At 67.1% G+C, this 22,102-nt stretch carries 21 protein-coding genes; 11 read left to right on the top strand and 10 right to left on the bottom strand.

Annotation, left to right across the window (positions count from 1 at the left end):
• The first annotated feature begins 279 nt into the window (after nt 1-279).
• From rpmH to AC5Y49_RS19150, 9 genes are all read left to right on the top strand, one after another.
• Entirely contained in the window at nt 280-423 is a 144-nt protein-coding gene (gene rpmH, locus AC5Y49_RS19190; RefSeq protein WP_081968348.1) for a 50S ribosomal protein L34, read from the top strand.
• Nucleotides 424-444: 21 nt separating this feature from the next.
• Nucleotides 445-798: a ribonuclease P protein component gene (rnpA, locus tag AC5Y49_RS19185; protein ID WP_499889862.1), complete on the top strand. Its 354-nt coding sequence runs from the start codon at nt 445-447 to the stop codon at nt 796-798.
• Nucleotides 795-1,139, top strand: a complete 345-nt coding sequence (yidD, locus tag AC5Y49_RS19180; protein WP_499889861.1) for a membrane protein insertion efficiency factor YidD — start codon at nt 795-797, stop codon at nt 1,137-1,139. Before rnpA ends, yidD begins: the two co-directional genes overlap by 4 nt.
• A 43-nt stretch (nt 1,140-1,182) precedes the next feature.
• The gene (gene yidC / locus AC5Y49_RS19175) at nt 1,183-2,250 is read left to right on the top strand and encodes a membrane protein insertase YidC (protein ID WP_499889956.1); all 1,068 of its coding nucleotides are present in this window, start codon (nt 1,183-1,185) and stop codon (nt 2,248-2,250) included.
• Nucleotides 2,251-2,354: 104 nt separating this feature from the next.
• Entirely contained in the window at nt 2,355-2,915 is a 561-nt protein-coding gene (locus AC5Y49_RS19170; protein ID WP_499889859.1) for a Jag family protein, read from the top strand.
• A gap of 59 nt (nt 2,916-2,974) precedes the next feature.
• Nucleotides 2,975-3,697, top strand: coding sequence for a 16S rRNA (guanine(527)-N(7))-methyltransferase RsmG (rsmG, locus tag AC5Y49_RS19165; protein WP_499889857.1), 723 nt, complete (start codon nt 2,975-2,977; stop codon nt 3,695-3,697).
• Nucleotides 3,694-4,659 carry a ParA family protein gene (locus AC5Y49_RS19160; RefSeq protein ID WP_499889855.1) on the top strand — a complete coding sequence of 322 codons (966 nt, stop codon included), beginning with the start codon at nt 3,694-3,696 and terminating at the stop codon, nt 4,657-4,659. The genes rsmG and AC5Y49_RS19160 overlap by 4 nt, the downstream gene beginning before the upstream one ends.
• 45 nt (nt 4,660-4,704) lie before the next feature.
• Nucleotides 4,705-5,691: a ParB/RepB/Spo0J family partition protein gene (locus AC5Y49_RS19155; RefSeq protein WP_499889853.1), complete on the top strand. Its 987-nt coding sequence runs from the start codon at nt 4,705-4,707 to the stop codon at nt 5,689-5,691.
• A gap of 308 nt (nt 5,692-5,999) precedes the next feature.
• On the top strand, nt 6,000-6,731 hold the full coding sequence (locus AC5Y49_RS19150) for an acetyltransferase (RefSeq protein ID WP_499889851.1): 732 nt from the start codon (nt 6,000-6,002) through the stop codon (nt 6,729-6,731).
• Here AC5Y49_RS19150 and AC5Y49_RS19145 read toward each other — a convergent pair.
• The 8 genes from AC5Y49_RS19145 to AC5Y49_RS19110 all read right to left on the bottom strand — a co-directional run bounded on the left by AC5Y49_RS19145 (nt 6,718) and on the right by AC5Y49_RS19110 (nt 17,753).
• Nucleotides 6,718-7,938 (bottom strand): N-acetylmuramoyl-L-alanine amidase, encoded by a 1,221-nt coding sequence (locus tag AC5Y49_RS19145; protein ID WP_499889849.1) that lies wholly within the window; start codon nt 7,936-7,938, stop codon nt 6,718-6,720. The two genes, AC5Y49_RS19150 and AC5Y49_RS19145, sit on opposite strands and share 14 nt — an antisense overlap.
• Before the next feature lie 136 nt (nt 7,939-8,074).
• Nucleotides 8,075-8,422: a thioredoxin gene (gene trxA, locus AC5Y49_RS19140; RefSeq protein ID WP_499889847.1), complete on the bottom strand. Its 348-nt coding sequence runs from the start codon at nt 8,420-8,422 to the stop codon at nt 8,075-8,077.
• A complete protein-coding gene (gene trxB, locus AC5Y49_RS19135; protein ID WP_499889845.1) occupies nt 8,419-9,429 on the bottom strand; it encodes a thioredoxin-disulfide reductase in 1,011 nt (336 codons plus the stop codon). The genes trxA and trxB overlap by 4 nt, the downstream gene beginning before the upstream one ends.
• A gap of 73 nt (nt 9,430-9,502) precedes the next feature.
• Entirely contained in the window at nt 9,503-10,234 is a 732-nt protein-coding gene (locus AC5Y49_RS19130; RefSeq protein WP_499889843.1) for an RsmA family anti-sigma factor, read from the bottom strand.
• Between the two features lie 47 nt (nt 10,235-10,281).
• A complete protein-coding gene (gene sigM / locus AC5Y49_RS19125) occupies nt 10,282-10,851 on the bottom strand; it encodes an RNA polymerase sigma factor SigM (protein WP_499889841.1) in 570 nt (189 codons plus the stop codon).
• A gap of 52 nt (nt 10,852-10,903) precedes the next feature.
• A complete protein-coding gene (murJ, locus tag AC5Y49_RS19120) occupies nt 10,904-14,572 on the bottom strand; it encodes a murein biosynthesis integral membrane protein MurJ (RefSeq protein WP_499889840.1) in 3,669 nt (1,222 codons plus the stop codon).
• Nucleotides 14,569-16,983, bottom strand: coding sequence for a hypothetical protein (locus AC5Y49_RS19115; protein WP_499889955.1), 2,415 nt, complete (start codon nt 16,981-16,983; stop codon nt 14,569-14,571). Before AC5Y49_RS19115 ends, murJ begins: the two co-directional genes overlap by 4 nt.
• 20 nt (nt 16,984-17,003) lie before the next feature.
• Nucleotides 17,004-17,753, bottom strand: coding sequence for an NUDIX hydrolase (locus tag AC5Y49_RS19110; RefSeq protein ID WP_499889838.1), 750 nt, complete (start codon nt 17,751-17,753; stop codon nt 17,004-17,006).
• 142 nt (nt 17,754-17,895) lie between these two features.
• Here AC5Y49_RS19110 and AC5Y49_RS19105 point away from each other — a divergent pair, with 142 nt between their 5' ends.
• Together AC5Y49_RS19105 and AC5Y49_RS19100 are read left to right on the top strand one after the other, a co-directional pair.
• Nucleotides 17,896-19,338 carry a CCA tRNA nucleotidyltransferase gene (locus tag AC5Y49_RS19105; protein ID WP_499889836.1) on the top strand — a complete coding sequence of 481 codons (1,443 nt, stop codon included), beginning with the start codon at nt 17,896-17,898 and terminating at the stop codon, nt 19,336-19,338.
• Nucleotides 19,339-19,362: 24 nt separating this feature from the next.
• Nucleotides 19,363-19,872: a pullulanase gene (locus AC5Y49_RS19100; RefSeq protein ID WP_499889834.1), complete on the top strand. Its 510-nt coding sequence runs from the start codon at nt 19,363-19,365 to the stop codon at nt 19,870-19,872.
• Between the two features lie 71 nt (nt 19,873-19,943).
• Here AC5Y49_RS19100 and AC5Y49_RS19095 read toward each other — a convergent pair whose 3' ends face one another.
• On the bottom strand, nt 19,944-20,717 hold the full coding sequence (locus AC5Y49_RS19095; RefSeq protein ID WP_499889832.1) for a TIGR03084 family metal-binding protein: 774 nt from the start codon (nt 20,715-20,717) through the stop codon (nt 19,944-19,946).
• Nucleotides 20,704-22,053, bottom strand: a complete 1,350-nt coding sequence (locus AC5Y49_RS19090; RefSeq protein WP_499889830.1) for an MFS transporter — start codon at nt 22,051-22,053, stop codon at nt 20,704-20,706. Before AC5Y49_RS19090 ends, AC5Y49_RS19095 begins: the two co-directional genes overlap by 14 nt.
• Nucleotides 22,054-22,102: the final 49 nt, after the last annotated feature.

The following is a 22,102-nucleotide window of genomic DNA, read 5'->3' as shown; positions in this document are numbered from 1 at the left end:
GTTAAGGATCGAACCCGGTTCCGGCCACGCGCGGGGAATCGCGGACGCTGTCCGGCGGCCTTCTGGCGGGAGCAGGTTTGACCCAGAGAGGCCTCGTCAGTACCCTCGAACAGTCGCCCGAAAGTCGGCGATACGGCAGCGATCCGGGTGATCCGTCCGGGGCCCGCGCCGGTTACCACCGAGACACAGAGCCTACCGAGGGCTTCGTGCGGGCGATCGCGTCCGACCCACCGAGCTAAGTGGCCGGAATGCGATGCCAGATGCGACGAGGAGAGAGCCGTGGCGAAGGGCAAGCGGACCTTCCAGCCGAACAACCGGCGCCGAGCCCGCGTGCATGGCTTCCGGCTGCGGATGCGCACCAGGGCCGGGCGCGCGATCGTTTCCAGCCGGCGTCGCAAGGGGCGCCGCTCACTCACTGCCTGACCCTTCCCAGGTGTCAGAGCGGTGCTTCCCGCGCACAACCGCATGACGCGGTCCGTAGATTTCGACGCGACGGTTAAGCACGGACGACGAGCCGTGCAACCCGACGTCGTGATCCATGCCCGGCAGGGCCCGCCCGCGACCTCGCCGAAGATCGGGTTGATCATCGCGAAATCGGTTGGCTCGGCAGTCGACCGCCACCGGGTGGCGCGGCGGCTACGACATGTGGCACGAGCGGTATTGCCCGACTTGGACAATGTCGACCAGGTGGTGATTCGCGCACTGCCCAGCAGTCGCGAAGCGATCTCGCCGCGATTGGAGCAGCAATTGCGGACCGGCTTAGCGCGGATACGCCAAGCGACAGGACCGGCGCAGTGAAGGCGTCGACCGCCGGTCGCGCTGGCCGTATCGGGAAGGCGGGGGCAGGCGCAGCACGGGGGTTGATCTTCTTGATCCAGCTGTACCGGCACATGGTGTCGCCGCTGCGGCCGGCGACATGCCGATTTATCCCGACCTGTAGCCAGTACGCGGTGGATGCGCTGGCCGAATACGGCCTGCTGCGGGGGAGTTGGCTGGCCGCAGCCCGGCTAGTGAAGTGCGGACCGTGGCATCGGGGAGGATGGGATCCGATACCTGAACGCCGGACCGTTCCGGCTCAGATGGGGCATGCCGGCGGCACCCCAGTGAAGCAAGGGGAGAGTGCGTCCGTTGTCGTTTGATCTGGTCAGCCTGGACATCTTCTACTATCCGGTGTCCGCGATTATGTGGGTCTGGTACAAGGCATTTGCCGCGGTGCTGGGTCCCTCGAACTTCTTCGCATGGGCGTTATCGGTGATGTTCCTGGTGTTCACCCTGCGTGCAATCCTCTACAAGCCGTTCGTCCGGCAGATCCGCACTACCCGACAAATGCAGGAGTTGCAGCCGCAGATCAAGGCGCTGCAGAAGAAGTACGGCAAGGATCGCCAGCGGATGGCGATGGAAATGCAGAAGCTGCAGCGCGAGCACGGCTTCAACCCGATCCTGGGCTGCCTACCGATGCTGGCCCAGATCCCGGTGTTTCTCGGGCTTTATCACGTGCTGCGTTCGTTCAACCGTACGAGCAGCGGAATCGGCCAGCTGGGGCTCTCGCCGGACCAGAACCGGCAATTGGGCAACTACGTGTTCAGCGCCGCTGACGTGGGCCATTTCCTCGATGCGAACCTGTTCGGCGCGCCGCTGGGCGCGACTATGATTCAGCGCACGGGGTTGGATGCATTCGTCGCTTTCAACCGGCCCGCCGTCATTGCGGTGGGATTGCCGGTGATGATCCTGGCCGGGGTGGCGACGTACTTCAACAGCCGCGCATCGGTCGCCCGGCAGAGCCCTGAGGCCGCCGCCAATCCGCAGACCGCGATGATGAACAAGCTTGCGCTGTATGTCTTTCCGCTCGGCGTGGTGGTCGGTGGACCGTTCCTGCCGCTGGCGATCATCCTCTACTGGTTTTCCAACAACATCTGGACCTTCGGTCAGCAGCACTACGTGTTCGGGATGATCGAAAAAGAGGAAGAAGCGAAGAAGCGCGAGGCGTTGGAGCGGCGTGCGGCGAACGCGCCGGCGCCCGGAGCTAAGCCGAAGCGCTCAGCGAAGTCTGGGCCGGCCGGCGGGGGAGAGTCGCCGACGGCCGCAGCCGAGGAAGTGGCGGAGGAGTCAAGCGCCGAACCCAACGGTGAGGCAAGCGATTCCCAACGGTCGAAGGCGAAAGCGGGTAAGCCCAATCAACCGACGCGCGACGGCAATTCGCCCAGTCGGACCCCGCGGCCCGGGGCCAGACCGAAAAAGCGCAAACGGTGACGGCGCCGCGACGATTGACACAGACGAGCAAAAGCACCGCAGGACTTGAGAACTAGCCGGGTGAAGAAGCAGCCCCTGGCGCACCGGAAGAGAAAGAGGCAGGCATGACCGACGCCGACACAACCGAACGCGAAGCCAAAAATGAACTCCTGCAGGACGACACGGTGACCGCTGAGGGCGCGCCCGAAGCGGACGGCGATCTGGAGGAGAGGCTAGTTGCCGAGGGTGAGATCGCGGGCGACTATCTCGAGGAGCTGCTGGACTTGCTGGATTTCGACGGCGACATCGACCTGGATGTCGAGGGCAGCCGCGCCGTCGTCAGCATCGACGGCAGCGATGACTTGAACAAGCTGGTTGGCCGCAAGGGCGAAGTCCTCGATGCGTTACAGGAGCTGACCCGGCTGGCGGTGCATCAAAAGACCGGTGTGCGCAGCCGCCTGATGCTCGACGTCGCCAGCTGGCGCCGGCGTCGTCGCGACGAGTTGGCGACGCTCGGAGATAAGGTCGCGCGCCGTGTGCTCGACAGCGGGGAGCGAGAAGAGCTCGCACCGATGACCCCGTTCGAGCGAAAGATCGTCCACGATGCCGTGGCGGCAGTTCGCGGCGTTCGCAGCGAAAGCGAGGGCGTCGAGCCTTCGCGACGGGTTGTCGTCCTGCCTGACTGACCCAGGCGGAAGTTACAGGCGTGTAGTTCGCGGTGGGCCAAGGTCCACAAACCGGAGGAATGTTTCACGTGAAACATGTCGAAGTGGCCGCGCCGCCGCCGGCCGCTGCGACAGTCTTCGGGCCTCGGTTGGCCGCCGCCCAGCGCTACGCCGAACTGCTGGCGGGAGCCGGGATCGACTGGGGGATCGTCGGACCGCACGAGGTCGACCGGATCTGGGAGCGCCACATCCTCAACAGCGCAGCCGTCGCGGAATTGCTGGCACCTGGGGAGCGCGTGGTCGACATCGGAAGCGGCGCCGGCCTACCGGGAGTGGCGGTCGCGATCGCCCGTCCTGACCTAGGGGTGCTGCTCGTCGAATCACTGCAACGCCGAGCCGATTTTTTGCGGGCGGTTGTCGGCGAGCTCGAACTCGATATCGAGGTGGTCCGCGGCCGAGCGGAGGAGCCGGCCGCGCGCGACCGTGTCGGCACCAGCGACGCCACGATTTCTCGGGCCGTCGCGTCCTTGGACAAGCTGGTCCGGTGGAGTCTGCCGTTACTGCGACCGGGCGGCCGGATGTTGGCGATCAAAGGACAGCGGGCCGCCGACGAAGTCTCACGATACCGGCGTGTGATGATCGGGTTAGGCGCCGCGAATGTCAGGGTGGTGAAATGTGGCGTGAACTACTTGACTCCGCCCGCAACCGTGGTGGTGGCGGAGCGCGGGACACCAACGCCGTCGAGGCGCCGGCCACGCCCGTCGCCCCACCGCTCCAACCGGGACAAGAGGGAGGCGTTATGACCGCGCCACGTGGACCGGCTGCACGCGACTCCGAATCCTCTCGGGCGCCGGCGTCGGATGTTTCACGTGAAACATCGCCGGAATTCGACACTCCGATCGGGGCCGCCGCGGAGCGCGCGATGCAAGTGCTGCACACCACGCATGCGCGGTTACAGCGGCCTGTCGACCGGCGCCTGTTCACCATCGCCAACCAGAAGGGTGGAGTCGGAAAGACCACGACGGCGGTCAACCTCGCAGCGGCCCTGGCGGTCCAAGGTCTCAAAACGCTTGTCATCGACCTCGACCCGCAAGGCAACGCCAGCACCGCGCTGGGTATCGCCGAGCGTCATTCCGGCACCCCGTCGTCCTACGAGGTGCTGCTCGGTGAAATCCCGTTGCGAGACGCACTGCGCCGCAGCCCGCACAGCGACAGGCTGTACTGCGTACCCGCCACCATCGACTTGGCCGGCGCCGAGATCGAGTTGGTCAGCATGGTGGCCCGGGAGAACAGACTGCGGACCGCGCTGAGCGAATTGGATAACACCGACTTCGATTACGTCTTCATCGATTGCCCGCCGTCGCTTGGGCTGCTGACCATCAATGCACTCGTCGCTGCTCCCGAGGTGTTGATTCCGATCCAGTGCGAGTACTACGCGCTGGAAGGCGTGTCGCAGCTGATGAACAACATCGAGATGGTGAAGGCGCATCTGAACCCTCGCCTCGAGGTGACCACCGTCGTCCTCACCATGTACGACGGTCGAACCAAGCTCGCCGATCAGGTCGCCGACGAAGTACGACGCTACTTCGGCAGCAAGGTCTTGCGCACAGTGATCCCGCGGAGCGTCAAGGTGTCCGAAGCGCCCGGCTACAGCATGACCATCATCGATTACGATCCCGGTTCGCGGGGGGCGATGAGCTATCTCGACGCCAGCCGCGAGCTTGCCGAGCGCGACCGACCACGATCCGCGAAGGGACAACCATGACCCGCCGGCGACGATGCACAGCGAAGCGATGAGGAGGAGCGGCGCATGAGCCAGCCGTCACGGAGGAAAGGCGGCCTGGGCCGCGGCCTGGCCTCGCTGATCCCGACCGGACCATCGGAAGGCGAGACCGGGACGACCGACCTGGGACCGCGGATGGGTGCGGCGGCTGCCGATGTGGTGCTCGGCGGCCCGACCGGGTCAGCGGCGGCCGGCATCGGGGCGGTGTACCGCGAGATCGACCCGGCGCTCATCGAACCGAATCCACGGCAACCGCGGCAGGTTTTCGACGACGAGGCGCTCGCTGAACTGGTGCACTCAATCCGCGAATTCGGTCTCATGCAGCCGATCGTGGTCCGGGCGCTGGACGGGGCGCCGGATGGCCGGCGGTATCAGCTGGTGATGGGGGAGCGGCGTTGGCGCGCCGCCCAGGAGGCCGGAATGACGGCCATCCCGGCGATCGTGCGGGAGACCGGTGACGACAATCTGTTGCGCGACGCTCTGTTGGAGAACATCCACCGCGTCCAGTTGAACCCGCTGGAAGAGGCGGCGGCCTACCAGCAGCTGCTCGACGAGTTCGGTGTCACCCACGACGAACTTGCCGCCCGCATCGGACGATCCCGCCCGCTGATCACCAACATGATCCGGCTGCTGCGGTTGCCGATCGCCGTCCAGCGACGCGTCGCAGCCGGCGTGTTGTCGGCCGGCCACGCCAGGGCGTTGCTGTCACTGGAGGGCGGATCGGAAGCTCAAGAAGAACTGGCCGCACGGATCGTCGCCGAAGGCCTCTCGGTGCGAGCCACGGAGGAAGCGGTTACCCTGGCCAATCGCGGCGACGTCGGCAAGCCGGCACCGCCGCGGCGCAAGCCGATTCAGATGCCGGGACTCCAGGATGTTGCTGAGCGGCTGTCGAGTGCCTTCGACACCCGGGTCACCGTCAGCCTCGGCAAACGCAAGGGCAAGATCGTCGTCGAGTTCGGGTCGGTCGACGATCTGCAGCGGATTGTGGACCTGATGAACTCGTCGAACCCGTGAACCACCACCCGCAGTAGTTACGTCACTGTGACATTCCCGTGACCCGGGTGACCGGTCGGGGTGGTCAACCAGTCAATCATGGTGCGTGCCAGCGCTTTTCATTTCCATGCCGGCGGATACGGCGCGCCTGGCCCGATAGCGGCCCGAAGGCGGCCAATTCTCTTATTCTGGGTAAGTCAATTGCGTCTGTCAGGCCGCAACGATGCGGGCCTGCTCGGGGTACTCTCGCCTGCGAGGGGGCGGGGTACTACCCGATCGCGAGGAAGCCCGATCACCATGGCGGCGCCGCACCAAGGTCCAGGAGTCTAGTGTCAGCTCGAATCACGCCGCTGCAGCTCGAGGCGTTCGAGCAGCTTCCCAAGCATGCGCGCCGGTGCGTCTTCTGGGAGGTGGACCCGGCGACCCTCGGCAAAGAGGAGCATCTCGCCGACCCGGAATTCGAGAAGGAAGCCTGGTTGTCGATGGTGATGCTGGAATGGGGTTCGTGCGGCCAGGTCGCCATGGCGATTCCGTCGGAGTGTGGCCCGAGCGAACCGCCGTGCATGGGCTACGTGCTCTATGCACCGCCGCGGGCGGTGCCCAGGGCCCGCCGGTTTCCCACGGCGCCGGTATCGGCTGACGCGGTGCTACTCACATCGATGGGTGTCGAGCCGGGGCGCAACGCCAATGACTTGCCGTACAGCCTCATCGCGCAGGTGGTCGACGAATTGGTGCGCCGCGGAGTCCGGGCGCTGGAGGCTTTCGGCCGCACACCCGAAGTCGCCGAGCTGCTCAACCCGCAGGCCGCCGACCCCGATCTACGCCCGGTACTGGAGGCGCTCGGCGACTGTTCGGTCGACCACTGCGTGATAGGCGCCGACTTCCTGCGCGATGCGGGATTTGCCGTGGTGGCGCCGCACCGCTACTTTCCGCGGCTGCGCCTCGAGCTGGACAAGGGCCTGGGCTGGAAGGCCGAGGTCGAAGCGGCCCTCGAACGACTACTCGAAAATGCCCAGCTGCAGCAACCGGTGGCGGCCGGCTCGCCGGCTACGAGCCGCTGAGCCTGCTGGCCTGTTCCACCGACAACTCGTGAGCCAGTAGCTCAGCGAAAGTGAAAGTGCCGGTGGGCCGGTCGTTTTTGCCTAGCAGATACAACCGCTTGACTGCGGCGAGAACCCCTTCGGCGATTGCGTCGCGAGTCTGCGTCGTAACCAGCATGCCGCGGTCATGCGGGTTGGTGATGTAGCCAACGTCGACCTGAACCGTCGGCATCCTGGTCAGCCGCAGCAGATCCCATGTGCGCCCGTGGGTGCGGCAGTCGCGTAAACCGGTACGCGCCACCACTTCTCGTTGAATGAAGTCGGCGAGGTTGCGGCCGATCGTGGATACCGAACCGTGCGAATTACCGAAGTGAAACGAGGCCACGCCGTTGGCCGACGGGCTGGCCTGGGTGGCGCAGCGCAGGCTGATCATCAGGTCGGCGCCCACGGCATTGGCAGTCGCGGCGCGTTCGGCGTCTGACGGGCTGCCATTGGTCGGCCGCGACAAAAATGTCTCCATGCCGATGGCCGTCATCCGGCCTTCAAGCCGACTTGCCAAGTCCCACAAGATATCCGCTTCGCTGATCGGGCCGGCGGCGTCATGCGTGAGCAACCCATGGTCGGCACCGCCGCCCCCAGGATCGATGATGATCCGCTTACCGGACAGCTTCGGGCCGGAATTGCGCACCAACTCCTCCTCGCGGATGGCGTGGGGAGACCCGCCGCTAACCCGGGCGGACAGAAAGTACAAGGAGCGCAATGTTTCTGGACCGCAAATGCCATCGGCATACAGCCCGTACTCGCGCTGGTATGACATCAACGCGTTGTGTGTCTGCAGCCCGAAGTAGCCGTCGACCAAGCCGGTGTAGAAGCCAAGGTCCTGCAACCGGGATTGCAGGGTGGCGACGTCGTCACCGTACATCGGTGCGCCGAATTGATGATGCAGCGTGCGGGCGCCCAGCCGATAGGACGCTTCTTTCAGCGCGCGGTAGGTAGCTTCGCCGACGACGCCGTCCACCAGCAGGCCGCGGTGCTGCTGAAACGCCCGAACTGCCTGATCAAGCTCCTCGTCAAACAGGTCGAGTGCGACGTGTCTTCCGGTGGTGATGTCCTCGTCAGGACTGTGTAGATGCCCCAGCGCCGCTAGCGCTGCCCGGATCTCGGTGACCGCTGCACTGCGGTCACCACAGCGCAGCGCTTCGCCGGCACCGCGGTGCGGAGTCGACATTCCAGGGGGCCTCCGGTAAGCCAGTGTGATTAGCCCTGCCAGTGCTAGACAGGCTTGGCGGTATTGTCGCAGACGCTCGGCGAATTCGGGAAAACACCAGGCAAACCGTTATGAGGCGTGGCGAGCAGGACTTTCGTTACTGGGAGTCAGGCACCACGTCGGAAAGCTCGCGTAATAGCGCCGCTTTGCCCTTGGCGCCGACGATCCTTTTGACCGGCTGGCCGCCCTGGAACAAGATCAGCGTCGGGATCGACACCACCTGGAAATCGCGCGCGGTTTCCGGGTTGGCGTCCACGTCAAGTTTGGCGACGGTGAGCTGCCCCGCCTTTTCCGCTGCGATCTCCGCGAGCACCGGCGCAACCATCTTGCACGGGCCGCACCAGGTAGCCCAAAAGTCAACCAGCACAGGGTTATCGCTGGATAACACGGCCGTGGCGAACGTCGCGTCCGATACCTCCACGGGGGTGCCGGTGTTCGGGGTCATCGGGGCGCTCCAATCATCTCACTGCTGCCGGCGGCTCCGGTGGCCGTGGTCTGTGCAGGCTGGTCAGGGTCATCGTGGTCGGCCAGCCAACGTTCGGCGTCGATCGCTGCGGAACAGCCGGTGCCGGCGGCGGTGACGGCCTGGCGGTAGGTGCGGTCCACCAGATCGCCGGCCGCGAACACGCCGTCGAGCGAGGTGTGGGTGGAGTTGCCCCGCACCAGCACGTAGCCATCGGTGTCGAGGTCGACGGCGCCGCGCACCAACTCGGAGCGCGGGTCGTGGCCGATCGCGACAAAAGCCCCGGTGACGGCCAGTTCGGATTCCGTGCCGGTAGCGGTGTCGCGCAGCCGTAGCCCGGTCACCGTGCCGTCTCCCTCGACGGCGACCACCACGCTGTTGGTCAGGAAGCGGATCTTGTCGTTACCCCGGGCCCGGTTGAGCATGATCTTGGAGGCACGGAACTCGTCGCGGCGGTGCACGATCGTGACGCTGCGCGCGAAGCGGGTCAAGAAGGTGGCTTCTTCCATCGCCGAGTCGCCGCCGCCGATGACCGCGATGTCTTGGTCCCGGAAGAAGAACCCGTCGCAGGTTGCACACGAGCTCACACCCCGGCCCAGCAACTCTTGCTCGCCGGGCACATGCAGGTAGCGGGCGGCCGCGCCCATTGCCAGGATGACGGCGCGCGCCTGATGGGTCTCCCCGTCGGCGGTGACGACGGATTTGACCGGACCGTCCAGCGACACCGATTCGACGTCTTCCATCCGCAGGTCAGCGCCGAACCGCAACGCCTGCTCGCGCATCTGGTCCATCAGCTCCGGGCCGGTGATCCCGTCACGAAAGCCTGGATAGTTCTCTACCTCGGTCGTCGTCATCAACGCGCCGCCGAACGAGGTGCCTTCAAATACCAGTGGCGCCAGCTGTGCGCGTGCGGTGTACAGAGCGGCGGTGTATCCGGCCGGCCCCGAACCGATGATGATCACGTCGTGAAGAGGAGTGGTCTCAGTCATGGGAGCCTTTCGAGTACGTCAAGCCGGGTTCAGACACTCGAACGCCAGGGTAGGCGGTGGTGTTCCCCGGGCATCACCTACGTGGGACAACCCGGTCAGCCAGCAACCCGGTGTTGGCTGAGTTGCAGCTCGGAGCCACCGCCAGCGCCAGCACCGTGTCGGGCGTGTCGCCCGCTAGCACCAGTAGCACACCGGGATGCCCGGTTATCTGGACAGGCTGAGCACCTAACACCCTGGCGGATGTCGGGTAGCCCAGACCGCTCAGGCAGGTGGCCCGGCGCCCGGGATCGGCTAATGGGCCGTAGTCCGGCGTGGCGTCCAGCAGGGCGACGATTTGGGCGTCCGACAAGGGAATCACTGCAGGGGGCCGTGACACGGTGATGTGTTGGGCAGTGGTCGGGCTACTCGGGGCGGGTGGCGGCGCGGCGATCAGAGCGGCGGTGCCGAGCCCGATCGCGGCGGCCGCGGCTGCCAGGCCGGCGACGGCCGCGGCCACTCGCGCCGGACGAGCGCCTGGCCTGGCGGCGTGGGCAGGGCGGTCGGCGAGGTCCGCGCGGCGCAGCGCGTCGCCGATGCCGGCCACCACGGCCGGCGGAACTTCGTCGGCGGCGGACGAGTCAGCACCCAGCATCACGATGTCGCGACGCGCCCGGTTCAGCGCGTCCAACGTCTGCCGGGCGGCCGGATCCGCCCGGAGGCGGCCACGCACCCGCGCGGCGGTGTCGTCATCAAGCAAGCCTGCCTGCAGTTCGGCGAGTAACTCCGCCGTCAGCGGCAGTTCGGTAGCAGCATCGTCGTCGCCCATCGGCCCTAGTGTCCGCCATGTGCCCGCCAACTGGCCACGGGCCGTGGCTAGCCGGCCGAGTGCTCGGGAGCTGGATCCAGATAGCCGAGGGCTGCGGCGAGGCGGGCCCGGGCACGGGCGCACCGGCTTTTGACGGTGCCGGTGGCGACCCCCAGCAGTTGGGCGGTGTCGGCGACGGAGTAGCCGTGCATGTCGACGGCGACCACCGCTGCCCGCTGCTCGACCGGCAGTCTCATCAACGCGCGCTGCACCGCGATAGCTGTCTCCACCTGCGTGGTCCGATCAGCGACCGGGTAGATGTCCTCCAAGGGGGTAGTGAGATGAGACTTGTTGCGGCGCAATCGGTCCAGGCATGCATTGACGACGATGCGGTGCAGCCAGCTACTTACCGCGGCGTCGTGCCGGAAAGCTGCGGCGCCGCGGTGAGCGGAAAGCATCGCGTCCTGTAACGCATCGGCGGCGTCCTCGGGATTGCGACTGGTGAAGCGGGCAACCTGATACAGCTGCCGGTGATGGCGATAGAAGAGCTCTTCGAAGGCGTGGCGGTCGCCGGCGACGTGATCGGCCAGCAGCTCGGCGTCACTGCGTTCGCGCCGCACCCGGTAGCCGAAACCCACGGCCGGACAGTAACTTATCGGCCGGTGCGCGGCACTTCACCCGACCGCACGGTCAGGAGGCCGCCTGCACGGTGATCTCGGAGATCACCGCTTCGCTCTTGCCGTCAGTGGTTCCCAGGGTGGAGATCCACACCAATAGGTTCGACGTCGGCGCCGACGCATTGACCTTGATGGAGTTGTGGCCCGGATGTAGCGAGGTCGGTTCAGTCAGCGCGGTGGTGTCCTCCAGCTTGGCCGGAGTCGACGTCGATGACGATCGGATCTGCATCTTGGTACCCGTGGAGGTGATGTCGACGGTCACCATGCCCACGGTGGTGGGTTTGGGTAGCTGCAGCAGCAACCCGACACCGTTTTTGAAGCTGGGGAATGGCACAGCGTCGGTGTAGATGTCGGTTGCCCAGGACGTGGACGGGTTCCCGTCGATGGCCTGCCCCGCCTGGCTCGGGTTATCGGCTTCGCCTCCAGGAGAGAAGACGGTGGCGCGCGAGGGTTTGACCATGCTGCCGGACGCCGCAGAACCGCCCGAGGAGGCGGGGGACGACGACGGTGCGTTGAGGCCGAGTTGGTCTTTGTCCAGGCCACCGCCGAGATCACCGAAGATCCGGCCCAGCACCGACGCCAGCACCAGCAGCGCCACCACGATAATGGCGACACCGGCACCGACACCGATCATCACGTTGCGGCGGCGACGGAGCTGCGCCTCTTGGTCTTCCGGCTCGCGCGGCCGCCCGCGACCCGGCCGCGCAGTTCCGGGCACCGGTTCGTCGATCGGTGTCAGCAAGTCGGTACGGTCGGCCACCGCCGTCGCCTGTTGCAGCAAGTTCAAAAGCGTTGCCGCGCTGCGTATTCCGCCGTCACCTTGGAGCGAGTGGGTGGCTGCCGCTGAGATCTGGAATGGGATGTCGCGGTTGATCAAACGCGGTTCGATCGGCTGGCCCGACCGGTCCCGTTCGGCCGGAGGCAGCCCGCTGCGCATTCCGGATTCCGACAGCGGCCACCGGTTGACCAGCAGGGCATATAGTGCCGCGCCGATTCCGCGGATGTCGGCCTCCAGGGTGGCCTTGGGCATGGTCGCCGGAAACGCCAGCACCACATCGCCTTCGATGCTGACCCGCACTCGGCTGGGGTGGTCGACTGACAATGCGACGCCGGCATGGTGGGCGGCCTCAGCGGCGCCGGCCAGCGTCTGCATCGCGCGCGCAGCACCAACCGGAGACGGTGATGTGTTGGCCACCTCCTGCAACGAACCGCCCCGGATCCACTCGGCGACGACTAGGCCGCCGCTGCCGGAATCGACGACGTCGAGCACCCGCGCGACACCGGGGTTGTCGATCCGGCTGAGCCGCAGCGTGCGGGACAGGATTTCGCGTAGTTCGTCGTCGGGCAGTACGCCGTCGGGGTCGACGAACGTCAGAGCCACCTGTCGATCCAACGCGGTGTCGAGTGCTTGCCAAAACTGCAGGCCGGGTGCGCCGCCGTGGAATACCAGTAGGCGGTAGCGGCCGCCGCTGATGCTGGCGCCCGGCACCAGGTGGGCTTCGTCTTGCGCTGCCGGTCGTTCGGTCGCTCGCTCCCGGGGCGCGTCGAACTCGATCGGTTCATCGTCGGCGGCGTAGGCCGCGGGCTCGCGGGCCGAATCTGACGAGAAGTCGCCGTTGGATCCCTTCGGCGGGACTGGTGCCGAAACGACATCGACGTGAAGATCGGGCGGAATGTCTGGCTGGAAATCGTCGGCAGACGGCGACGATCCGGACTGCCGCGGCCGGTCCGGCTCTGAGCCGGCGTTGGTTGCCGTGCTATCCGATGGGCCGTCGGTCACCTCCGGTCCTTTCCGCATGCCCGTCTCGGTTACCCGCTCCGGAGGCCCGCGCCGGATGGGTTCCCGAACCGGATGCCCCCCCGCCCTGAACGAATTCCTCTGCTCAGAGTACGTGACCGTGCCCTGACCGGACAGCTCATCGTGACGCGTAGGTGGAACCGCTTTGCCGCCGGCGCCGAGCCACCCGCGGACCCTGGCCAACGCAGCCTGTGCCTCGGGGACCTGCGCGCGCAGCATGACGACGGCGATGATCGGGGCCATGATCACCGCGAGCACGAATAGCCGGAGCAGCGATCCGGCGCCGCCACCGTAGGCCGTCAGGGTTTCCAGCCCAAGTAGTCGATCGGCCGCATGAGCCAGTAACCCGGACAGCAACGACGCCGCGATCGTCACCAGAATGGTCCGCGCTTCGGCGGCACCGATCAGATGCCCGCCGGACGGCCGCAGGGTGTTCCGCAGCAGGAAATACCCGACGATCGCGCCGGCCAGAAACCCTAGACCGTTGGCCAGCCCCAGGTAGCCCGCAACGAGTTCACGGTTGTCGGTGAGGTGCGGCGCGAGCAGCGAGGCGACGATCTTGACGGTCGTGATGACGACAATGACCACGATCGGTGTCCAAGGCTGCTCACGGGCGTAGAAGACCCGTAGCTGTAATAGCACCAGCGCATAGGGGATCAGCGTGAACGCCGACAACGCGATCGCCGCGCCCAAATAGCCGGCGTCGACGTCACCGAAACGCCCGTAGGCGAACAGTGCGCTACCGATCGCCGGCCCACCGACCGTCATGAATGCCACCGCCGGAATCAGGGTGATCATGGTCAGCCGGGTGGCCAGCGACAGGTCGGCGAGTACCGCCCCGGTGTTGTCGGCGGCTGCGTTGCGGCTGAGCCGCGGCATTACCACGGTCAGCACCGTCACCCCGATCATGCCGAACGGCAGCATCAGCACCAGCCAGGTGTAGTTGTAGATCGCCGGACCGGAAGCGGCGGCGGTGCTGGCGATCTGGTTGCCGACCACCAGACCGAGCTGACTGATCAGCACGTAGAACACCATCGCGGCGGCCATCGCGCCAAAGCGTTTGAGCCGCTCGTCGATTCCCCACAACGGGCGCAGGCTGATGCGTTCTCGCCGGATCGCAACCAGCAGCACCGCGGTCTGCGCGAACACGCCCAACGTCGTGCCGATGCCCAGAACAAGCAACTTGGCGTTGCCCATCCGTACCGGGTCAACCGACAACTGGCCGGGCACCGCCAGATAGACGCCCAGGGTGACGATCGCGACGAGGTTGTTGACGACGGGCGCCCACGCGGGTGGCCCGAACACGTTGCGAGTGTTCAGGATCGCCATGAACACCGACGAAAGTCCGTAGAAGATCACCTGCGGTAACAGCAGGTAGGCGAACGCGGTAGTGAGCGGTTCGTTGACCTGGGGGTCGTGGCCCAGCATCAACCGCACCAGCACCGGCGCGGCTGCCACCGACAGCAGCGTGGCCACCAACAGCAGGGTCGTGGCCAGTGTGACCAAGCGGCGGACGAAAGCCCGGCCGTCGTCGGCGTCGTCCTGTTCGGCGCGCGCGAGCACCGGCACGAAGATCGCGGTGAAAGTGGCCTCCAACACCAGCGCTGCGACCAGGTTGGGCAGCTGATTGGCCACTGAAAATGCGCTCGACAGGGCCGCGCCCAAGATCGCGGCCAACAGCACAATCCGGGCAAATCCAGTGACGCGGCTGATCAGCGTCGCAAGGGCCATGCCCCAGGACCGCGACACCAGCGCGGCGTCGGAGAGCTCAGCCCGCTGCTGTCGCGGTGGCTGCGCCGACGGCGGCAGCCCCGGTGGGGGAGGAGCGGATTCGCGCGTTGGTGGCTGTGCCGGTGGCGGCACCCGCCGGCCGACGGACCTCATACCCGGCGCTCTTCGTCGACGAGGTCTTGGTCCGGAGCGTCCGCCCGAGCCGGCCATGCGTCCGCAGGTTCGGGACGGTCCAAGTCGGCGCGGTCGGGCTGGCCGCGGAAGCGGTGCCAAAGCCGTCGTCCCGCCAGCGCCACCAGCACCGCCGCGGCGGTCAAGGTGATCGCGAACAGGACTTTGCCGTAGGCGTTGGAGTGCACCGAAAGCCGCACCGGTTCGCCCAGTGACACCCCTTGGGGAGTATGCAGCGACACGTCGATCGCCACGCGCTGGGTGAATTTCACTTCGATGGGCACCCGCAGCGGCAGGTATCCCGGCGGAAGTTCGATCTCGCCCAGGTCCGTCACTGTCATTCCCGGTGGCGTGTCCACCTGAAGCCGCACCCGGATCGGCACGGCCAGACCGTTGTGCAGCGCCAGTGGCAACGGGCTGTGCTCGGTGGCCAGTGTGTAGGACCCGCCCGGGTTGACAATGGTGACGGCGCCGAACAGGTCATCGATCGAGTTGCCGACGGTCTCCAACCGGTGGTGGGCCAATCCGTTGCGGCTGTCGGGCCGCTCCGACTGGCTGACCGCGCGCAGCATGTCTTCGCGCAGGGGTGCGGTGTAGCCGATTCCGCTCATCCCGGTCCGGGCGTCGGTGGTCAACGCCGAGGTCAGATCCCGCAGCCGGCTCAATTCGTGAGACATCTGGGCGATCACCTGGTCGTCGAACCGGCCACGTCGGGCGGCGTCGGCAGTCGGTGGGCGTGGTGCGGCGGTGTCGGTCGCCGCCTCGGCGATCAGCGCCGGCAGCGGCCGGGGAGCGGCCAGCCCAGAGCGCACCGCCGTGGCCAATGTGGTCAGGATGGCGCCCGCGTCATCGGATTGCAGAGTCCAGGTGGCCGGCGGCAACAGAATCTCGGTGCGCTGGCCGACGTCAGGTTGCAACCCCCGCCACAGCATCGACCCCAGCGCATCCTGACGGCGGGCAGTGGCCGAATCGTGCCGCAGCCGTACCGCCAGCGCGGGGTCGAGGTAGGTCGGTGCAATCGGATCGGTGCCGGCGGCGGCCAGCGCTGCGCCGACGGCCGGATCGAACGGGGCGGTGACCACTTGCGGCGAGACCCGGCGGACGGCGGTGTCTGCGGTCGCGGGCGCGCCGGTGGCTGAGTCCGCTGCAGCGAAGTCGGCGGCGGCAACCGCCACGGTGTCGGCTTCGGCGCCCAACAGGTCCACGGTGCGGCGGGTCAGGGAGCCGTCCCCGATCAGCGTGGCCCCGCGAACCGACATGATTCCCAAGATCTGGTCGGCGATGTCACTGCTGGTGGTGGTAGCGATGGCCCGCAGGTCGGCATCCCCGACGCGTTGCAGGGCATCGAGATCGGCCTGGGCGTAGGGGATCGCTGTTACACACGTGCGGCGAGCCAACGCCCGCAACCGGTCCAACCAGCCCGCCGCTGCGGCTTGGCCGGTGCCCGGATGCGCCGGAGCGCGCGGGCCAGCGTTGCCCGGGGCATCGGAGACCACATAGCCGCTGGTCATCGCATTGACGGTAACCAGCAGATCCGGGTCGACCGCCAAGCACAGCGAACGACCGACTGCGCCGTCGGGATCGACGTCGCGACTGGTGGCGAATTCGGCGGCGGACAGCAGAATCTCCAGTCGGCCATTAGGGGCCAGCGCGGTGGCCAGTTCGTCGTCCATCAACCGCACCGGAACCGTGCCGCCAGGTACGCCGGGCGACAACCGCGGCCGGTCAGCCAGTGGCCACAGCATGGTGATCTGTACCGGTTTGGAGGTGTCGGGCGCGACGACGGAGCTCAACGCGTCCGCGGAGTTGTCGGTCGGTTCGGCCGGCACTCCCACTACCGCCAGCAGAAACCGGGCGTTGTCGAGTCGGGCGGGTTCACCGTAGTCGGGTGTGCCGTTGACGTTGACCAACAGCGGGTAGACGCCGGGCTTGTCGATCGCCAACGACGTTGCACTCAGCGAGCGCAGTGGGGCGGACAGCGTGAACCCGGCGTCCTGCCCGCGTTGCAGTTCGCCGGCCACCGTCAGGAAGTCGGCCACCGGCTGGTACTGGTCGGTGCTTCCGTCGAGATTGGTGCGCAGGCCGGCCGACGAACTCACCGCATCCGCGCGCTCCAGGCGGACCATCAAGTCACGCACCGGCCGATCGCCGACATTGGTCACGATTCCGCTGACGGTAACGACGGGTTCACTGGTGGTGGTGACCACGTCGGGGGTCACCTGATCGACTCGGACCTGGACGAATGGTGTCGCGCCGGGCTCGCCCGCGATGGCGGCCGGTAGCGTGGGCACGACTCCGAGACCAGCCAGGATGCCGGCCACTACGGCGAGGCGCAGTAGGGCGGCCCGCCCGTGGCGATCGCAAGCGCGACAAAGGGCGCTGCACGTCGCCACTTGGAACAGCCGCGGGCCGGTCACGGCCCTCGACCGCGACCGTTCTTCCGGGCGGGCGCGGGTTGCCGGTGGTGGGCACGGGAGTGTGTCTGTGGCCGGCGACGCGGCGAGGTGGGCGGCAGTGGCGGCAGCGCGGTCGGCCCGTCGGTTTGCAGCTTGTCGATCAGTTCATCGGCGACCTCGGCCAGCCGCCGCTCGTCGGCGTAGGCCAGGCGGGCAGGCAACTCGGGGATCGGCACCCACGCCACCTCGGCCACCTCGAGATCCTCGTCGGACAACTCTCCGCCGGAGCAACGCATCAGATAGTGATGCACCGTCTTGTGTACTCGTCGTCCGTCGGTGACAAACCAGTAGTCGATGCTGCCCAGCGCGGCCAACACGCTGCCGCGAATCCCGGTCTCCTCGGCGACTTCCCGGATTGCGGTCTGCTCAGCGGTCTCGCCAAGTTCGATGTGGCCCTTGGGGAGAGACCACAACATCCGACCGCGCCGGTCGACCCGACCGATGAGCGCGGCCAGCTGATCCTCGCGCGGCCCGTCGATGCCGTCGATGACCAGTCCGCCGGCGGAGGTCTCATGTACGGTGCGCAACCGCTCGGGTCCACGGTCGGCAGATCGCGACCGCCCGGAATTTGCCGGTCTGGCAGTGGAGGCCGCGCCGGCACTGCCGCCCTGACCGTTGTCGGTGCGGCTTTCGGCCGGACCCGCAGCGCGCCGTCCGCGGCGCCTACCCCGGCGCCGACGTGGTTTGGCATGTTCGCCGTCCGACACCCAAGCGATAGTAGCTGGCACGCCTGGGCCTCCCCGCTGCACTCGCCGGTAGTGCGGTGATGTGCTGCCGATTTGGAACTTTCGGCCCGGCAGAGGATGCGGGCCGGGGCGGTCTGAAACCAACCCGGACTACGCTCTCCACGTGCCAGAAACCGTCGAGGACGCTGATCTGCTGACCGCAGCCGCCGTCGCGTTGAACAGGTATACCGAGTTGTTTCGCGAACTCGGCTCGTTGTTCGCTGCGGCAGGACACGAGCTGTATCTGGTCGGCGGATCGGTGCGCGATGCGCTGCTGCGACGGTTGAGCCCTGATCTGGATTTCACCACCGACGCGCACCCGGAGCAGGTTCAGAAAATCATGCGGCCATGGGCCGATGCGCTGTGGGACACCGGAATCGAATTCGGCACCGTGGGCGTCGGCAAGGGTGACCAGCGTCTGGAGATCACCACGTTCCGCACCGACCGCTACGACCAGGTGTCGCGCAATCCGGAGGTGCGTTTCGGCGACCGTATCGACGACGACCTGGTACGCCGCGATTTCACCGTGAACGCGATGGCGGTACGTATCACGGCGCACGGGGCGGGCGAATTCGTGGATCCCTTAGGCGGTTTGGCCGCGCTTCGTGCCGCGGTGCTGGATACCCCGGCAGCGCCGTCACAGTCGTTCGGCGACGATCCGTTGCGAATGTTGCGCGCTGCGCGGTTCGTCTCGCAGCTGGGTTTCACCGTCGCGCCGCGGGTGCGCGCAGCGATCGAGGAGATGGCACCCCAACTGGGCCGTATCACCGCGGAGCGGGTGGCCGCCGAATTGGACAAGTTGCTGTTGGGTGACGATCCGGCCGCCGGGATCGACTTGATGGTGCAGACCGGGATGGGGGAGGTGGTGCTGCCCGAAATCGGCGGCATGCAGATGGCCATCGACGAGCACCACCAGCACAAGGACGTCTACCAGCATTCGCTGACCGTGCTGCGCCAGGCCATCGAGCTCGAGGACGACGAGCCCGATCTGGTGTTGCGGTGGGCGGCGCTGCTGCACGACATCGGCAAACCCGCCACCCGTCGCCACGAGCCCGACGGCGGCGTGAGCTTTCACCATCACGAGGTGGTCGGCGCCAAGATGGCCCGCAAACGGTTGCGGACGCTGAAGTACTCCAAGCAGATGGTCGACGACATCTCGCAGCTGGTGTATCTGCATTTGCGGTTCCACGGCTATGGCGGGGGGCGGTGGACCGATTCGGCGGTGCGCCGCTACGTCACTGATGCCGGCCCGCTGTTGCCGCGGTTGCACAAGCTGGTGCGTGCCGACTGCACCACCCGCAACAAGCGTCGCGCGGCGAAGCTGCAGGCCAACTACGACAATTTGGAGACGCGGATCGCCGAGTTGGCCGCCGCCGAAGACCTGCAGCGGGTTCGCCCAGACCTCGACGGCAACGAGATCATGGAGTTGCTGGCCATTCCGCCCGGACCGCAGGTCGGTGAGGCGTGGCGGCACCTGAAGGAGCTGCGGCTGGATCGCGGGCCGCTGTCTCGCGACGAGGCGAAGGCCGAGCTGCTGGCGTGGTGGCAGGCACGGGGGAACCGGTAGCACTCGAAGCGCGTCGTTCTAGGTATGGAGTACTGCTTGGGCGCGGCCGATGGCACGGCGTCGATGTGGGACGGCCAACCCGACCTCGACGTCGACGGTGACGGTCAGCTGGATGCGGTCGGCTTGGACTTCGACGGCGACGGGCTGCGCGATGACGCGCTGGCGGATCTCGACGGCGACGGGATCGCCGACCATGCGGTGCTGGATCTCGACAACGACGGCACCGCGGAAAGCTACTTCACCGATGATGGGTCTGGCACCTGGGCGGTCGCCGTCGACCGGGGTGGGCCGCTGCGGTGGTTCGGGCTCGACGGTGTCGAACACACCGGCGGGCCGCTGGTCGACTTCGACGGTGACGGCCAGCCGAACGATCGGCTGCTCGACAGCGACGATGATGGGCTGGCCGACCGCGCGATGTGCGCCGGCGACCACGGCATGACCGGATACCTCGACACCGACGGCGACGGCCGGTGGGATCTACGACTTACCGACAGCGACGGAGACGGCGCCGCCGACGGTGCAACGACGCTCTAGTCGATGCCGAACGTCGAGAAGTTGTGCAAAATTCGCCGAAAACGCACCACAACTCGACGTTCGGCGAAGTTCTATCGCCCAGGGCCCGGCGGGCCGGCAAAGGCTTGTGCGATGTCCAGCCAGCGCTGCGCATCGTCGCCGTCGGCGTCGATATCCAGCGCGCTACGCGGGCGTCGTTGTGTGACCAGGAAACAGAAGTCCTCGGCAGATCCGCTGACCCGCTGGGCGGCGTCGGCTGGGCCCCACGACCAGATGCCCCCGTCGGGTGCCCGCAGCTCGACCAGAAACGGCTCGGTCGGCGGTGTCAGACCGTTGACCACGAAGGCGTAGTCGCGGGTCCGCACGCCGATGTGCGCGATGGATCGCAGTCGCGCGGTGGGCTGTCGCTGGACGCCGAGCGTATCGGCGACGTCAAGGCCGTGTGCCCAGGTCTCCATCAACCGGGCGGTGGCCATCGACGCTGCGCTCATCGGTGGACCGAACCACGGAAGTTTTCGGCCGTCGGAAACGGTCGACAGCTTGTCGTGCAACCGCATCCGAGTGCCGCGCCAGTCGGCAAGCAGTTCGGCGGGCGGCGTCGTTGCCAGATCGTCGGCTCCCGCGTCGACGAATCCGGTCGGGTCGGCGGCCGCAGCCTCGAGCACGGCGGCGAAGGCGGACTCGTCGGTGACCGACGTCAGCGCAACCCGGTCGGTCCAAAGCAGGTGGGCGATCTGGTGTGCGATCGTCCAGCCCGGCGCGGCGGTGGGCTCGGCCCAGCGGTCACCGCCGAGCGGCGTTACCAGCGCGTCGAGCTCGTCGCTTTCGGCGCGCAAATCCGCCACGATCGAATCAAGGCCGGCCATCCGAATACCTTAGCGAGGGCGCATCCTCCTCCGCCGGGGTTGGTGGGCGGCGGCTCTCGTCGCGCGAGGCGCGCATCGCCCGCCGACCGACGACGGCGTGAACGGCAAGTCCGACAAGGTAGATCGCCGTCCCGGTCAGCACCAGCGCGGGTGCGCGCCCGTCGTCGGGGATGACGAACGCCACCGCGGTGATCGCCGCGATGAACGAGACCCAGAACAGCGCATCCTGCACCGCGAACACATGGCCGCGCAGGGCATCGTCGACGTCGACCTGCATCGCGGTATCGGCACACAGCTTGACGACCTGGCCGGCTGTGCCGAGGAAGAACCCGCAGGTCACCATCACCGGCAGTTGCAAACCGGCGCCGATGACCTGGATGGTGGCCGCGATCGCCAATGCGCCGTTGGCGGTGGCGTAGCGGCCCCATCGGCGCACTGCAGGCGGGGTCAAGACGTTGGCCAGAAACGACCCGGTCCCCGTCGCTGCGACGAACAGCACCGCAGTGCCCAGACCAACGACGGACGTGTCTCCGGCGTGGCGCATCAACAACAACACCAGCAAGGTGTTGATGCCGAAAGCCATCCGATGTGCGGCCAGCCCGGCGAGGGTGGCGGCCACCGTCGGGCGGGCCAGTACCGTCCGGGCGCCGTGCAGCCAACCGGTCACCACTAAGTAGGCCACCGGTCCATGGAGCGCACGCTTGGTGTCGTCCGGGCCCAGCGCGTGCGGCCTGAACCGCAACGACAGCAGCAGAGCGATCAGCACCGGGACCACGACGAGGAAGATGATCGAGGCCGAGCCGTTGTCGCCGGCTCCGAATAGCCAGCGGGGCGCCAGCATGAAGTTGGCGCCGAGGAAGGCCGCGACCGCACCGGTCGCAGCGGACACCGAGTTCATCGTGACCACCTGGTCGCGCGGCACGACATGAGGCAGCGCGGCCGATAGACCTGAGGAGACGAACCGGCCGAAGCCGTTGACGATCAGCGCGCCGCATAACACCGCCTGATCGCCGCTCCCGACGGCCAGCAGGGTGCCCACCGCGATCACCGACAGCAGTCGCCCCAGGTTGGCGCCGACCAAGACGAGCCGCCGGTCCCAGTGATCCATCAGCGCACCGGCAAACGGGCCCAGGACCGAATACGGCAGGAACAGCACACTGAAGGCGGCCGCGATCGCCAGCGGATGGGCGGCCCGCTCGGGGTTGAACAGCAGCGCACCGGCCAGTCCCGCCTGAAACAGACCATCGCCGAATTGGCTGACGGCGCGCAGTTCCAGCAGCCGCCAAAAGTCGGGCAGGCTGCGCACGGAGCGCCAGACAGCGGCGGGTGCGCGCATGTGGATCACAGAACCTACTTCCGCGGGCGGCCCGGCAAGCTAGGCCTCG

The sequence above is a fragment of the Mycobacterium sp. NGS62 genome, from assembly GCF_059812285.1.
The sequence above is the reverse complement of the archived record's forward strand: the minus strand, read 5'-3'. Positions and strand labels throughout refer to the sequence as shown.

Bases quoted from the DNA above. Each gene is read 5' to 3' on its own strand.
- AC5Y49_RS19155 (WP_499889853.1), top strand. From the start codon at position 4,705: ATGAGCCAGCCGTCACGGAGGAAAGGCGGCCTGGGCCGCGGCCTGGCC.
- yidC (WP_499889956.1), top strand. From the start codon at position 1,183: ATGTGGGTCTGGTACAAGGCATTTGCCGCGGTGCTGGGTCCCTCGAAC.
- AC5Y49_RS19160 (WP_499889855.1), top strand. From the start codon at position 3,694: ATGACCGCGCCACGTGGACCGGCTGCACGCGACTCCGAATCCTCTCGG.
- rsmG (WP_499889857.1), top strand. From the start codon at position 2,975: ATGTTTCACGTGAAACATGTCGAAGTGGCCGCGCCGCCGCCGGCCGCT.
- trxA (WP_499889847.1), bottom strand. From the start codon at position 8,422: ATGACCCCGAACACCGGCACCCCCGTGGAGGTATCGGACGCGACGTTC.
- AC5Y49_RS19170 (WP_499889859.1), top strand. From the start codon at position 2,355: ATGACCGACGCCGACACAACCGAACGCGAAGCCAAAAATGAACTCCTG.
- trxB (WP_499889845.1), bottom strand. From the start codon at position 9,429: ATGACTGAGACCACTCCTCTTCACGACGTGATCATCATCGGTTCGGGG.
- AC5Y49_RS19145 (WP_499889849.1), bottom strand. From the start codon at position 7,938: ATGTCGACTCCGCACCGCGGTGCCGGCGAAGCGCTGCGCTGTGGTGAC.
- AC5Y49_RS19100 (WP_499889834.1), top strand. From the start codon at position 19,363: ATGGAGTACTGCTTGGGCGCGGCCGATGGCACGGCGTCGATGTGGGAC.
- AC5Y49_RS19095 (WP_499889832.1), bottom strand. From the start codon at position 20,717: ATGGCCGGCCTTGATTCGATCGTGGCGGATTTGCGCGCCGAAAGCGAC.
- AC5Y49_RS19130 (WP_499889843.1), bottom strand. From the start codon at position 10,234: ATGGGCGACGACGATGCTGCTACCGAACTGCCGCTGACGGCGGAGTTA.
- murJ (WP_499889840.1), bottom strand. From the start codon at position 14,572: ATGAGGTCCGTCGGCCGGCGGGTGCCGCCACCGGCACAGCCACCAACG.
- AC5Y49_RS19090 (WP_499889830.1), bottom strand. From the start codon at position 22,053: ATGCGCGCACCCGCCGCTGTCTGGCGCTCCGTGCGCAGCCTGCCCGAC.